The following is a 14,683-nucleotide window of genomic DNA, read 5'->3' as shown; positions in this document are numbered from 1 at the left end:
CTTACAATATAGCGATCTGAGAATAGATGTCAAGGAATTTTCATTTCTATTAGAAAAAGCCTGTCCTGAGACAAGGCTTTGATATTCTATTATTTACGACCCTGCACTTTCGTAGGCATCTAAGCCCCTATCCCAAAGTTTAAGGGAAATGACAAAGAAAACAAGGGAAATCAACATCAAACCTCCGATGTTAAAGAGTACATCCTTGTCCTGTAAGAAATAGCTGGCAGGATAGTAGGCCGTAAAGGCAAAAGGCACGATAAAGCTGATCAACCAACGAAGAAGCGAATTGTAAATGGAAATTGGGTACTTGGCAAAATCATTAAACATATAAAAAATGTAAATCATAGCTCCTGATTGCTTGGTCCAAAAAGCGATGCTGGCTGTCGCGATTTTCAAGGAAGTATAAATCAAGGTCGCAAAAGGAATACAGACTAGGAAAAGCAAGAATTTTGGAAGAGTCCAAGAAATGCTTGATACTGTTGTCGCTAGTAAAATTCCACCGACCAATAGTTCGCCCAAGGCATCAATCTGAAAAGTCTCGACTAGGATGTGGAAGAGAGGATTGATGGGACGCGTCAGGTACTTATCAAATTCTCCTTTTCGCACCAAGCGCTGTCCCAGAGCCCAAAGATTGTCAAAAAAGAGATGGTCAAAGCCCTTAGGAATCAAGGAAAAACCATATATAAAGGCAATTTCTTGAAAAGTCCAACCTTCTAGGGATGGGATGTGTTGAAAGATGACATTGAGAAATAAGAGGTTCAGGCCTTGAGTCAGAAAGACTCCCAAGACACCAACCACAAAATCGACCTTGTATTCCATGATTTGCTTGATGTATTGTCTGATAAAAATCAGATGCATGCGTTGATATTTTTTCATACTAACCTCCTTGAATGGTGATAAAGGACTGGACTCGTTTCCAAATCAACTGAGACAAGCCCACCATCACTAAGAGCCAGAAAAACTGCAAAAGGAGTGCCTGAAGCATCTGACTGGCATCGTATTTTCCAACAATGATCATAACTGGAGTATAAATCAAGGATGAAAAAGGCAGGAAGGACAGAATATCTGCAACAAGCTTTGGAAAGAAAGCCAAGGGAATCAAACTTCCAGACATAAAGGCCACTATGGAAGTCTTGAGTAAATTGGAACCCCATAGATTTTTAAACACAAAGGCAGAAAAACCAAAACAGATATTAAAGAAAAAGTTAATCAGATAGGCCAGCGTTAAGCTAAAGAGGTAAAGGACAGTTAATCCCAGCACTTCTACAATCCCTTGCCCAGATAAGATTTTCATCAAAACAATAACGCTTAAAAATGGCAGTCCAACAGAGATAAAAATCAACCACTTGGAACCAAGCTCGGTAAAGAGATAAGAGGCTGCAAAATGCACTGGTCGCAACAAACGCATGATAATGGACCCATCCTTGACCTCCTCTCCAATCATAAAGGAGCTATCTGACCTAGTCAAAAGATTAGTCACAAAACTCATGATGATGTAGAGGGTGATATCTGCCATACTAAAGCCCTGAATCAAAGACTCCTGCGAGGAATCAAAGACAGCCTTCCAGAGATAAAAGGCCACAAAAGCACCCATAACATCTCCGATCCGATAGAGAATAAAGTTGACTCGATAGGTAATCAATTCCTGAACACCTGCATTGATAAAGGGTTTATAACGTCTCCACAATTTGACCATCTTAGAGCTCCTTTCGGTAGAAGCGGCGGATAATATCCTCAATATCCGTATCCACCATTTTCAAATCGCGGATTTCAAAATCAGACAGGGTTTGCTTGATAATGTCAGCCGACTGGTAGAGGGAACTATCGAATTCAATGTTGAGACTATTCCCTTGTCTATCAATTGTCATATCCGAAAACCCTTCATAGTGAGAAACGAGATGACTTTGACCTGGTAGCAGTTCAAAGGAGAGTGTCTTCATCTTACCAAAGGTCTCCTTGAGTTGGCTCACCGTTCCATCAAAAATCTCCTGTCCCTTGTCTATCATAAAAATCCGATCACAGAGTTGCTCAATGTCGCTCAGGTCGTGAGTGGTCAAGAGAATGGTGGTTTCTTCCTCCTGATTGATTTGGGTAATAGCCCGACGAATGTTATCCTTGACCGAAACGTCCAAACCAATGGTAGGCTCATCTAAAAAGAGAACCTTGGGATTGTGAAGCAAGGAAGCTGCAATGTCCGCCCGCATGCGCTGTCCCAATGAAAGAGTTCGCACAGGATCCTTGATAAAGTCTTTCAAATCCAAGACTTCATTTAAAAAGTCCATACGCTTATGAAAGAGAGAGTCTGGCACATCGTAAATCTCCTTCAAGACCGTGTAGGTCTCTTGCAGTGCCAAATCCCACCATAGCTGGGTTCTTTGTCCAAAGACAACACCAATATCTTTGACATAATCTTGACGATTATCCTGCGGAATCTTGCCGTTAATCCGACAAAAACCAGATGTCGGTTTTAAAATCCCTGTCAGCATTTTGATGGTTGTCGACTTTCCAGCACCATTTGCCCCGATAAATCCTAAAATCTGCCCTTTTGGAACTTCAAAAGTCAAATCCTTGACCGCTTCAAAGATCTGCTTTTCAGGATGAATAAAGGAACGCAAAGCCCCCTTCAATCCCGGTTCCTTAACTGTCTTCACAAAATTTTTCTGAAGATGTTCCACTTCTATCATTGCCATATCTATCTCCCTATCGCAAGGAATAGCAACATTGTGTTTTTGACTACAAACATTCTAAATCCTTACTTTCTAAACCTGCTACATTTTATTATTACAGAAGGCTTTATACCAACCTATTATAGTCCAATAAAAACTAAAATGCAAGCGTTTGCCTAAAGTTTATGAAATGAGAGATTTCTCTCTTAAAATACTATTTTTAATTCAAAATCATCTTTTCATCCAATTTTCTCCTAAGCTCCTTCAGTATTATTTTTGTCAGTCTATCTTGGATTGTTTCAGTTGCATTTTCATTGAAATATACAATAAACTCATCGGTTGTCTTTCCAATCTTTCTCTTTGTGCCAATGTTTTTTAGTTCTTCCAAAAATTCTACTTTCCGTTTTTCAATTTCTGACAACAAAAAAGGAAGTATCTGCAATTTACCGCTTTTACTTCCTCTCTCTAATTTTCTTTGATTATCTTACTTCGACAAACTGAGATTTAGATTGTAACCCTTACGGAACATAAAACGGGCCATGCTCTTGAAGTATGTTTCATAAGATCATAGTTTAATGCTAAGTGTAGCTACATAGTCATTCCCATAACGTGATAATCGATGTCTTTTGTCACATGATTCATAAAAATCAATCATAGCAAAACCATTTTTAAGTTGTCCTCTAATCTGAGTTTCTAAAGTATGGCTAAATTCATATCCATATTCTGGATTTATGGTTATCTTTCCTTCCTCTTCAAGCTCTTTTGAATTAAAAGGTAATAAAAACTTCAAAAGCAGTTCCTCATCAGGTTTGTCCCATACAATATCAGCATCATACATGTATATCCAAGGATTCATAAATCCAACCATCAACAATCCACCCTTTTTCAATACTCGAGAGGCTTCTTTATACATATTTTCCAAATCCTCTATATATACATTTGAAACTGGATTAAAAATAATATCAAAAGTTTCATTTTCAAATGGAAATGGTTCTGTCATATCACCTTGAACTGTATTAATTTTTAAGCCTTCTCTTTTAGCAACCATCTCATCTCTTTGTAATTGTGATTTAGAAAAATCCATTATGGTTACATCATAACCTTTTACAGCAAAAACTGGTCCCTGTTGTCCTCCACCACAAGCTAAACCTAATATCTTTTTTCCGTTTGCTTTTTCAAACCATTCTTTTGGAACTTTTTTCCCAACAGTTAAGGCAACAGAAATTGGATGTTTCCTAGCTTCTTCTAATTCTTCATGTGTCAATGGCTCAGTATAGTCATTTTTTACATTATTCCATCTATCTTTATTTAATTTTATATAATTGTTCATCTTATAATCTCCTCGTATCTTTATATTATTTCGATTTAAGGTGAATAGGTTGCCATTCCTTGATTTCATTCTATTATACCATATGTTGAATTACTATTATTTCATTATTTTTTTAATTAGTATTTTTAAAATTTATTTAAACTAAAAAAAAAACAAAAAAGCTTCTCTAAAACCAAGATTACATTTTAGTTTTTTCATAGCATTATTGTACAAAAAATAGAACCTTTTAGCAACTTAAGATTGGTTCTTCTATAGTATATTCGCTATATATTCAGACACAAAAAACCCACCCAATGGGCAGGTTTCATCTGTATTATTCAGCTAGATTAAGCTTTACCTTCTGAACCGAATACGTCGATACGTTCTTCAACTGATGCTTGGATAGCTTTTACACCGTCAGCCAAGAATTTACGTGGGTCGAAGAGTTTTTTCTTGTCGTATTCTGCTTCGTTTGCTTCGTAGTCACGAGCAAATTTACGAGTTGCGTTAGCGAATGCGATTTGGCATTCAGTGTTAACGTTAACTTTCGCAACACCAAGTTTGATAGCTGCTTGGATTTGCTCATCAGGAATACCTGATCCACCGTGCAATACGATTGGGAATCCTGGAAGAGCTTCTGTCAATTTTTGCAAGTGATCAAGATCAAGACCTTCCCAGTTTGCTGGGTAAGGACCGTGGATGTTACCGATACCAGCTGCCAAGAAGTCGATACCAGTTTCAACCATTGCTTTAGCGTCTTCGATTGGAGCCAATTCACCTTTACCGATGATTCCGTCTTCTTCACCACCGATAGTACCAACTTCAGCTTCTACTGAGATACCTTTAGCGTGTGCTTTTTCAACAACTTCTTTAGCCAATTTAAGGTTTTCTTCAACTGGAAGGTGTGAACCGTCAAACATGATTGAAGTGTAACCAACTTCGATACACTCAAGTGCATCTTCGTAGTGACCGTGGTCAAGGTGGATAGCTACTGGTACAGTGATACCCATTGATTCAACAAGGTTAGCGATCAAGTTGCGAGCAACTTTGTAACCACCCATGTATTTAGCAGCACCCATTGAAGTTTGGATCAAAACTGGAGCTTTTTTAGCTTCTGCTGCGCGCAAGATAGCTTGAGTCCACTCAAGGTTGTTTGTGTTAAATCCACCAACTGCATAACCGTTGTCACGAGCTGCTTGGACAAATTTTTCTGCTGAAACGATTGCCATTTTATCAGGCCTCCTGTATATTTTTATGGGACATCCCATTTACATTGTTCATTTTATCACTTTTTGACAAAAAAATCTAGTTTTTCCCGTAGTTTCGATTGAATTTCTTCTAGCTCCATCTATGTAAACCCTTTCTCTGCCTAGTCTTGGGCAACTTTTGGAAAAGCTATGAAGAAAGTTAAACTATTCTCCTGCATTTCAAAACGATAAACTAATTTTTCATGTTCTAATAAACTTTTAACAACAAAGAGCCCCATCCCAGACCCCTTGGCCTTGCGACTAGCATTATCAGAAAAAGACTGGGCCAGTTTTTCTTGTTCTTCAGGACTACAGCTATTCTCGATAAAAAGTTCCCCTTCTCTTTCACCAATTCGAACCAAGCCACCTAGAGTGGAGTGCTTGATAGCATTGCTGATGAGATTAGACAGGATCAACTTCATAACTGATGGATTTAGATAAGCCTGCTGATGGGTCAAACTATTGTCTATCTGGAGCTCTCTCTCCTTGGCGAGCAAGGCATAATCCTTAACCAGACTTTGCGTCATCTGGTGTAAGTCAATTTTTTCCCTATCATCTCGTAATTCCTGCACAGACGAGAGAGAAAGTATCTGGAGAACATGGTGATTGAGTTCATCCACAATCCCCAAGGCAACTCCCAGATAGTGGTCTCTAGCCTTATAACGACCAATATTTTCTTTCATATTTTCGATTAGGATTTTCAAACTGGCCAGTGGTGTTTTCAGTTCATGAGACGCCCCTCGTAGGAATTCGACCTTCATCTTCTCAAACTGGAGAATGGCTTCATTCTTGTCATTCAAGTCCGCTATGACAGTCAAAAGATGCTGGTAGAGGCTATTGATTTGTTCTTTGAGATTACCAATCTCATCCTTAGAATCCACACGTAATCGCACTTGGGAATCCAGTTCCATCATCCGACGGGTCACCCGCTTGATTTCCAAAATAGGGGCAACAATGGTCCGAGCATAGATGTAGGCTACCAAGAGAGAAATCAGAAAGGAAGCCAGCAAGGTATAGGGGAGAAATTGGAGACTGATCTGCTCTGCTTCCTTTTGCAAGTCCATGGACGCTAGAAACTGAAGAGTCATGGTACTTCCGTCTTGCGTTTTCACCTCACGCTCCTCAATAAAGAGGGAGGTGGTCTGACGATCTGTGTCTAGAGGAAGACTCTCTTTAACTTCTAACTTGTCCTCGGTCATCTCTCCCTTGACCGCCCCCTTAATCTCACTGGTCTGTGAATACAAGTCTAAGACTTGCTCGATACTCTGTCTATCCTTTCCTTCGAGTGACCGGGCAATAACTGTCGCTTTCTGACCAATGGTTTCCTGATGGTGGCTCAGATAAGTCGAGGGAAAGAGAAAATAAATGGCTAAATGAAGACAGACGACCAGAACACTAAAAATCGAGAAGGTATAGATAAATATCTTTGTAAATAAACCTGTTCGTTTCATTTTCGCTCCAATTTATAACCAACATTGCGCACAGTAAGGATGCAATCCAAGTCTAGCTTTTTCCGCAGTTCCTTAATATAAACATCAATGACACGGTCAAAAGGAACCTCATCTGTCGCCTTCCAGACAGCATCAATAATCTGAGATCGAGTCAAGGCCCGTCCTTCATTTTTCACCAGATAGTCCAGAATTTCCAACTCTTTGGCATTGATAGCCACTTCTTGACCTGCTAGGCTAGCACTATAGCTCTCAAAATCCACCTTGGCATCCTTATAGGAGAAGACTCGTCCCGTATCATAGTAGCGCTTGAAAATCGCGTCGACCCTCACTTTTAAAAGGGACAGAGAAAAAGGTTTTTCCAGATAGCCATCTGCCAGAGAGGCAAAGGCACTCATCTTGTATTCCTCATCCTGAAAGGCAGTCAGCATCAATACAGGAACCTGACTGGTTTTACGAATCTCAGCTAGGACTTCTAGGCCGTTGAGCTTGGGCATCTGGATATCCAGTAAAACCAGGGCTACCTCATAGCTAGAAAATTGCTCCAGTGCTTCCTGACCGTCCGCTGCCTCAATAGTTTCATAACCACAATCCGTCAAATAATCACTGATCCCCTCACGGATCATCTCTTCATCTTCTACAATTAAAATTTTCATAGAAAAACGTTTCACATTCCTTTAAATTTCTTGTAAAGCAACTTGCTTTCATCCTGATAAACAGAGGATTTACCAAGACAAAACAGATAAAAATGCTACCTATATTATACCCCATTTAGGGGAGAATAGGTAGCAAGTTTGTTATTCGCTATCCAGCAGAAGCTCTTTGGGTTGTTTTCTGAGGAGATTGCTTGAAGCAAGCGCCATAACGAGAACCACTAGAACCAAGGCTAGGACAAAGACGATGATAAAGTCTGATGTCTGAATAGAAATATCTAGGCTCGACAAGGTCTTGCTAAAACCATCTACTTCTGCACCACCACCAAGGTTAGAGGCTTGAGCTGCCTTGCTGGCTTGCTTGGCAACACCTGAAGTGACATTGGCAAGAACAGTATTTCCGATTGCACGCGCTGTGTAAGTAGCTAAGAAGTAAGCAGAAACAAGAGCAGGTATGGCAATCAAGATGGATTCAGTGATGAATTGACCCAAGATACTTGCCTTCTTGAGACCGATAGAGAGGAGAATACCCACTTCCTTGCGACGGGCATTGATCCAAAGGCTGAGCAAGAGGGCAAGGAGAAGAACTGAGAAGCTCAAGCTGCCCCAGAAGAGGAGGTTGGCCATCTTGTACATGCCAGTGATGGATTGCTCAAGAGCTGGGTAGTTAGATGAGCTCTTAACGAGTGTATAGCTCTTCCAGTTGATACCACTGATGCCATTCAACTCTTTCATAACATCATCCAAGTTCTTGTCCGCTATTACAAAGAAGGTTGCGTCCCCATAAATAGCTGTGTCTTCTGTGTAACCATATAGTTTAGCAGCCGTATGGATGTCTGTGATAGCTGTGTTCTCGTATAGTTCTTGTGAGTAGGTTACTGCCGACTTATTGTGACCATCAAAGAGTCCCTTGATTGTCACTTCGACTGTTTCCTTGGCACCTTTTTCATTGTCTGCATCGTAGATATTAGAGTCTAGTTTGACCTTGTCCCCTACTTTCCAGCCGTGTTTGGCTGCCAAGTCCTTGTGCATGAGAATCTTGTTTTTGTCATCGTTAGTTAGGTGCTCACCTTCGACCAACTTATAAGAACCAGAGACAAACTTGTCTTCTTTAGAAGAGTCATTGACACCTGTAATCATCAAGCTACTTCCAAAATGTTTAGCACGGTCAGGTGTCAGATTTTTCTTGGTTTCTGGAGTTTCGATAAGTTCATATCCACTCAAATCTCCAATGGCATTAATGCGTTTAACATAAGACTCGATGGCCTTATTTTCGGTGATTTTTTTGATATCTTCACCCTTGATATTACCAGCACCACGTGGCGTTCCTTGATTAACGCGACGATTGATTTGCATGGAGAAGCTGTTGGTGATATTTTTAAAGGTCTCCTGAGAAGCCTTGGCAGTAGCTCCCTTGATCGACAAGCCGACCAAACTCAAGCTCGCCATAAGGAGAATAATCAGGAAGATGACAATCGATTTGAAAAACTTCCTTGTAACATAGGCAAATGCGTTGTGTAACATAGGTTCCCTTTCTAGATTTTGTTTTACTTTATAGTTCTAACAGAAAAAGCTCATATTATTTCGTCGTATTGCGAGTTTCAGTCAGTTTCTTGTCCTTCAATTCAAGTGTAATATCTGACGCTTGTGCCACTTCTTTGCTGTGAGTTACGACGATGACACATTTACCTGTTTTTTGGGCAAGTGATTTGAGCAGTTCGACAATATCTCCAGCAGTTTTAGGGTCCAGATTTCCTGTTGGCTCATCAGCTAGAATAACTGGAGCTTCCGATACCAAACTACGAGCAATTGCAACACGTTGCTGTTGCCCCCCTGATAACTGGAGAACATTCCGCTTGATCTGACTTTCATCCAAACCAAGCTCAAGCAGTGTATCCTTGCTTGCCTTTTTGTTGACCAAGCGGATATTTTCCAGTGGAGAAAGATAATCTATCAAGTTATAATTTTGAAAGACCAGGGAAATATGGTGCATGCGATGGTAAGAATAGCCCTTCTTACGAATATCCTCTCCTTGAAAAAGGATAGAACCTTCAACAGGACTATCTAGACCAGCAAGTAGGGACAAGAGTGTGGATTTTCCTGCTCCTGACTCCCCAATAATACTGTAAAATTTCCCGGGTTCAAAATTATAATTGATCTGATATAGGACTGCTTCAGCAGTGTTCTTATAACGGTAGGTAACATCTTGTAATTGTAATAAAGTCATGATTTCTCCTTCTTAACTAATAGATGATAAAATTTCTTTAGGTGATTTTCTAAATAAGAATAGGAAACAAAGGGCTACAGATAAGCAACTAAGCAGAACTAGAAAAACATAGGATTCTGCAAATGATAGGATATTAGTTGATAGACTGCTTGCTTTAGCTAGTGTATCTTGTAAGCTTGCCTGATCTCCACTTGCTAGGACAGATTGGAGCAGATAGGATGTAATGGCGTTTCCTGCAACAAATGCCGGAAGCAAAGCACCGATAGATACCAAAACCACCTCTAAACAGAATTGTAGGAAGATCGAGCTCTTGCCTTTTCCAAGTGCCAGAAGGATTCCCACTTCGTAAACCCTTTCTCTCAACCAAAGAGACAAGACCAAAATTAAGGCTCCAGCTCCAGCTATCAACATCCCATAAAGGAAGATGGTCAGGAAGGTTTGGAAGGTAGCAACTGAGTCTTTGATTTGTTCAAAAGCCTTGCTTTCCTTCTCGACTTGGTAGCCTTGACTTTCCAAGACTAAGTTTTCCACCTGCTTCATAAGTCCATCCATTTCCTTAGGATTTTCTACATAGAAGCGAGCTGAACTGACTTGAGGTTCACCATTTTCCAAAAGGATTTGGCTACTTTCATAGTCTGTAAAGACTTGGTTTTCACTGAAGTCGGAAGATAAGCCTGTGAATTTCTCCTGTTTTTTACCAGAAAAGATGCCGACAATCTCAAACTCTACTGTTTGTCCTTTGCCAGATTCTGACTGTCCAGCATCCAAGCTAATCTTATCATGAAGCGTAAGACCGTTCTTCTTGGCCAACTCTTCGTGGATCAAGATTTTCTTGGAATCCCCTTTTTGAAGGTGTCGCCCTTCTTTTAGATTGAAAGCCGAGCTGGTAAAGATCACATCCTTAGATGAATCCTCAAGAGCTGTTAAACTAACCAAGTTTTTGTCTGCAGCTGATAAATCATCACGCTCCACGCTCTGCTCGCCACTCACCGCTTCCTTGTCTTTTAATTTTGCGACCGTCTCGAGTTCAGGAGAGACATTTTCCAGTCCCTTAATCTTGCTTACAGATACTAGGTCCGACAGCTTGAAAGTCTGACCATTTTCTATCTTCTTAATCGAAAAAGATGTGTTGAGTGATTTGTAAAGATTGGTTTCAACTGTTTTGTTGGACTTCATCAGAGTCAAACAGGCTGAAATTCCAGCCAATAGGACCAATAAAATTAGAAATAAAATAAAACTTCTCAGTCGTTTTCTGCTGACATAAGCCCAAGCTCTTTGGATTGGATTCATTTGTCACCTCCATATTTGTAAGACTATTATAAAATCCAAATATGAAATGTTTATGAAATGCAAAAAAAGAGCAAAAATTTTTTTGCTCTACTTGAATTAGATGAAAACAAAAGAGCTAGCCTAAGCTAACTCTTATCCTATGCGGAGAGAGGGACTTGAACCCTCACGACCTAAAGCGGTCACAGGATCCTTAGTCCTGCGCGTCTGCCAATTCCGCCATCCCCGCGTCGATTACTTTACTAGTATATCAACTTTTAGGACTCTTGTCAACACTTTTTTCAAATTTTTTTCATTTCATCAACTAAATTACTCTGAAAGTTCATTTAGCTTCTCATCTACTAACTTAGCTCCAAGTGTATTTTTGAAATGGCCTAGAGCAAATTGATGATTTTCAGGCCAGATAGAAGCAACGGCTGGTTGAACAATCTCGATGTCATATCCTAGATTATAGGCATCTATAGCTGTATGCAGAACACAGATATCCGTCAAGACACCTGTTAAGATAACTGTAGAAATTCGACGCTCTCTCAAACGAATATCTAGGTCAGTCCCTGAAAATGCTGAATAATGGCGTTTATCCATCCAAAAAACTCGACTGTCTGAACCATGCTCTTGATAAAAGGTTCCCAAATCTCCGTATAAATTCCGTCCACTCGTCCCAATCAAATTGTGAGGAGGAAATAGCTTGCTTTCTGGATGGAAACAATCGTTTTCTTCATGAGCATCAATGGTAAAGAAGATGTAATCTCCTCGTTCAAAAGCTAATCGAGTCACCTTACTAATGGCTTCCGAAATAGCTTGAGCTGGAGCACCTGCTGTCAATTTACCACTGTCGGCAACAAAATCTTCTGTATAATCAATCGAAATCAAAGCTTTAGTCATTAGTAATCTCTTTTCTTCACTTCTTCAAAAATATCTGAAATCAAGACCTTAAGGTAGGTTCCCTTCATTCCAAGTGAGCGACTTTCAATAATTCCCGCAGACTCAAGTTTACGAAGAGCATTGACAATCACAGAACGGGTAATACCGATACGGTCTGCAATCACAGACGCAGTCAACTGCCCTTCATTTCCATTTAATTCCCCTAAAATTGCTGAAACAGCACGGAGTTCGGAGTAAGACAGAGTATTAACCGCCATGGTAACAGCAGTACGGCGACGGATATTTTTCTCATCTTCTTCACGCTGGAAGTTGAGGAGTTGAATTCCAACAACGGTACTCGCAATCTCAACAAGAATCAAGTCCTCGTCTTCAAATTTTTTATCATTGCGCCAAATAATCAAAGAACCAAGGCGAATCCCTGATACATGAATCGGTGCAATGGTTGTCAAGCCATCTGGAAAATCCGAACGACTCTCTACAGGGAAAATACTCAAATCATGATCAACTGTCAGATTGGCTTCTGTATCGTAAATCATGTTCGCACCTTGAATGTAGTCATCTGGGAAAATCTTAGTTTGGAAGAATTGCTCTACACGATCTGTATTGGTTTTATAACGCATAAAATAACCAAGGAGACGTCCCTTGCTATTGACGATACAAGCGTTACAGTCAATAATATCTGCCAATTGACGGGTAATCGCATTGTAGGGAAGTTCTTCCTGCAACTGCTCCTCCGAGCGCTTCAGGATAGAAGTAATTTTTCTTGTTTTTTCTAGTAAATGTGCCATTTTTCACCTCGAATTTAATCGCTATCATTATAACATAAAAAGCTTGAATTTTCAATTATTATCTGAAAATTGCTTATTTAATTGCAATTTAGACTAGCTGAAATATTTTAGAAAATTAGGTTTTCTTGTTGACAAGCTAATTTGTTTTTGATATTATATTATCATAAGAAGATGGATGGATAATACCTTTCCATTTCACCTATCCTTTGCTATCACCATCTTCTTTCAACCTTGGTCTCCTTATATAAAAAAGCGATTCATTTTGAACCGCTTTTTCTTATTTGTCACCCTTGTTACGAATAACAAAGCCTGTTTGCTTTTCGCTTGAAGTATTGCGTGGTTTTTTATTGTCTTTATTACGGTAACGTCTGTCTTTATCAAAACGATCATTGCCACGACTTCCTTTTTTGAAATCATCACGACGACCATTGCCACGGCGATCACGGTCTCGACGGTCGTCCCCACGACGGCCTCCACGACCTCCCTTACCTTTACCACCGAAGCCATTACCTGATGGTTTAAACGGCAGTGGTTTTTCACGCGCAATCTCCACTTCAGGAAGACTATCTGGATCCTGAACTGTTAAGCTGAGAATATACATGGCCAATTCTTCAGGACTAAATTCTGAGGCCAATTGACGAGCATCCTTGCCAAACTTCTCAAAGTTGCTACGAATCTCCTCATTAGCAAAATCACGTTCGATTTTCTTAAGAGCTACTTGCTTTTTAGCTTGGAAGGCTTCTTCTGCACTTGCAGGTTTGAGACCTTTCATGCGTTTCTTTGTCAAGTTCTCGATGATTTGGAGGTAACCCATTTCATTAGGTGAAACGAAGGTAATAGACTGACCTGATTTACCAGCACGACCTGTACGACCGATACGGTGAACATAACTTTCAGGATCTTGTGGAATATCGTAATTATAGACATGGGTCACACCTGAAATATCCAAACCACGCGCTGCAACGTCTGTCGCAACCAAAACATCAAGATTGCCATTTTTAAAGTCACGAAGGACACGAAGACGTTTGTTTTGGTCTAGGTCTCCATGAATTCCTTCTGCACGGAAGCCACGGATTTTCAGACCACGAGTCAATTCATCTACACGGCGTTTTGTACGACCAAATACGATAGCAAGTTCTGGTTGTTCCACGTCCATGAGACGGGTCATGGTATCAAATTTTTCTTGTTCTTTAACTCGGATATAGTATTGGTCAACCAATTCTGTTGTCAATTCCTTGGCAGCAATCTTCACATGCTCAGGTTCTTTCATAAACTGAACACCGATACGCTTGATGGCATCTGGCATAGTTGCTGAGAAGAGTAGGGTTTGACGGTTTTCAGGGACACGAGAAATGATCGCTTCGATATCTTCAAGGAAGCCCATGTTGAGCATTTCATCTGCTTCGTCAAGGATGAGAGTTTCAATATCTTGTAATTTCAAGGCCTTGCGTTTAATCAAGTCCAAGAGGCGACCTGGAGTTCCCACCACGATATGGGCACCAGATTTAAGAGCTTTGATTTGTTTTTCAATGCTGGAACCACCGTAAACTGAGCGAACTTTCACTCCCTTGCTACGGCCAAAGCGGAAGAGTTCTTCTTGACTTTGGACAGCAAGTTCACGTGTTGGAGCGATAACCAAAGCTTGGATGGTCGCTTCTTCTGTACGGATTTTTTCAAGGGTAGGCAAGCCAAAGGCTGCAGTTTTTCCTGTACCAGTCTGAGCTTGACCGATAACGTCCTTACCTTCAAGAGCCAAGGGAATAGTTTGTTCTTGGATCGGACTGGCTTCTACAAAACCAGCTTTTTCAATCTCTGCTAGCAAATCAGCAGACAAGTTTAATTCATTAAATTTCACGTTATTCTTCTTTCTAAAGGTGGTGCGAAGCCACCCTATAGGGCTTAGTTTATACTTTTCTTTTTATGACGGATTTTCATATACTGGATATAAAATCGTGTTGCTTCTTTTCCACAAAAGAAAAGTACTGTTTTCTTTGCAACCTATCTAGTATAACACAAGACAAGAGCAAAAGATAGCCTAATCCATCGATAAAGTCATGTAAACGATTTTCCTTAGAAAATGAGGCTGAAATTTTTACTATTTTGTAAACTTTTTAAAAGCGTAGCAGAATTGTGCAAAAGTTTTTTTCTTGTGCTAGAATGAAATGCGAAT

14 protein-coding genes and 1 tRNA gene are annotated in these 14,683 nt (G+C 40.1%); all 15 read right to left on the bottom strand.

Annotated elements, in window-relative coordinates:
• Window positions 1–93: 93 nt before the first annotated feature.
• Window positions 94–879, bottom strand: a complete 786-nt coding sequence (locus HT718_RS03555) for an ABC transporter permease (protein WP_173267333.1) — start codon at window positions 877–879, stop codon at window positions 94–96.
• Between the two features lies 1 nt (window position 880).
• Window positions 881–1,699, bottom strand: a complete 819-nt coding sequence (locus HT718_RS03550) for an ABC-2 family transporter protein (protein ID WP_173267330.1) — start codon at window positions 1,697–1,699, stop codon at window positions 881–883.
• 1 nt (window position 1,700) lies between these two features.
• Window positions 1,701–2,693 carry an ATP-binding cassette domain-containing protein gene (locus HT718_RS03545; RefSeq protein ID WP_140834130.1) on the bottom strand — a complete coding sequence of 331 codons (993 nt, stop codon included), beginning with the start codon at window positions 2,691–2,693 and terminating at the stop codon, window positions 1,701–1,703.
• Window positions 2,694–2,889: 196 nt separating this feature from the next.
• Window positions 2,890–3,057, bottom strand: a complete 168-nt coding sequence (locus HT718_RS03540) for a transposon-encoded TnpW family protein (RefSeq protein ID WP_228112724.1) — start codon at window positions 3,055–3,057, stop codon at window positions 2,890–2,892.
• Between the two features lie 177 nt (window positions 3,058–3,234).
• Window positions 3,235–3,999, bottom strand: coding sequence for a class I SAM-dependent methyltransferase (locus HT718_RS03535; protein ID WP_140834128.1), 765 nt, complete (start codon window positions 3,997–3,999; stop codon window positions 3,235–3,237).
• Window positions 4,000–4,325: 326 nt separating this feature from the next.
• Window positions 4,326–5,207 (bottom strand): class II fructose-bisphosphate aldolase, encoded by an 882-nt coding sequence (locus HT718_RS03530; RefSeq protein ID WP_001019001.1) that lies wholly within the window; start codon window positions 5,205–5,207, stop codon window positions 4,326–4,328.
• Between the two features lie 140 nt (window positions 5,208–5,347).
• The gene (vncS, locus tag HT718_RS03525) at window positions 5,348–6,676 is read right to left on the bottom strand and encodes a sensor histidine kinase VncS (protein ID WP_173267328.1); all 1,329 of its coding nucleotides are present in this window, start codon (window positions 6,674–6,676) and stop codon (window positions 5,348–5,350) included.
• Window positions 6,673–7,329 carry a response regulator transcription factor VncR gene (gene vncR, locus HT718_RS03520; RefSeq protein WP_173267326.1) on the bottom strand — a complete coding sequence of 219 codons (657 nt, stop codon included), beginning with the start codon at window positions 7,327–7,329 and terminating at the stop codon, window positions 6,673–6,675. Before vncR ends, vncS begins: the two co-directional genes overlap by 4 nt.
• Before the next feature lie 141 nt (window positions 7,330–7,470).
• On the bottom strand, window positions 7,471–8,850 hold the full coding sequence (gene vex3, locus HT718_RS03515) for an ABC transporter permease subunit Vex3 (protein ID WP_173267324.1): 1,380 nt from the start codon (window positions 8,848–8,850) through the stop codon (window positions 7,471–7,473).
• A 55-nt stretch (window positions 8,851–8,905) separates the two neighbouring features.
• A complete protein-coding gene (vex2, locus tag HT718_RS03510; RefSeq protein WP_000173751.1) occupies window positions 8,906–9,553 on the bottom strand; it encodes an ABC transporter ATP-binding subunit Vex2 in 648 nt (215 codons plus the stop codon).
• 12 nt (window positions 9,554–9,565) lie between these two features.
• Entirely contained in the window at window positions 9,566–10,843 is a 1,278-nt protein-coding gene (locus HT718_RS03505) for an ABC transporter permease (protein ID WP_061759466.1), read from the bottom strand.
• A 140-nt stretch (window positions 10,844–10,983) separates the two neighbouring features.
• Window positions 10,984–11,069, bottom strand: a tRNA-Leu gene (locus HT718_RS03500).
• Window positions 11,070–11,149: 80 nt separating this feature from the next.
• Window positions 11,150–11,725: an isochorismatase family cysteine hydrolase gene (locus HT718_RS03495; protein WP_049539920.1), complete on the bottom strand. Its 576-nt coding sequence runs from the start codon at window positions 11,723–11,725 to the stop codon at window positions 11,150–11,152.
• Window positions 11,725–12,513 (bottom strand): GTP-sensing pleiotropic transcriptional regulator CodY, encoded by a 789-nt coding sequence (codY, locus tag HT718_RS03490; protein WP_000940740.1) that lies wholly within the window; start codon window positions 12,511–12,513, stop codon window positions 11,725–11,727. The genes HT718_RS03495 and codY overlap by 1 nt, the downstream gene beginning before the upstream one ends.
• A 277-nt stretch (window positions 12,514–12,790) precedes the next feature.
• A complete protein-coding gene (locus HT718_RS03485) occupies window positions 12,791–14,368 on the bottom strand; it encodes a DEAD/DEAH box helicase (protein WP_061759465.1) in 1,578 nt (525 codons plus the stop codon).
• Window positions 14,369–14,683: the final 315 nt, after the last annotated feature.

Source organism: Streptococcus sp. 714 (assembly GCF_013277115.1).
Classification (GTDB): domain Bacteria; phylum Bacillota; class Bacilli; order Lactobacillales; family Streptococcaceae; genus Streptococcus.
This window is presented reverse-complemented; position numbering and strand designations above follow the sequence as displayed.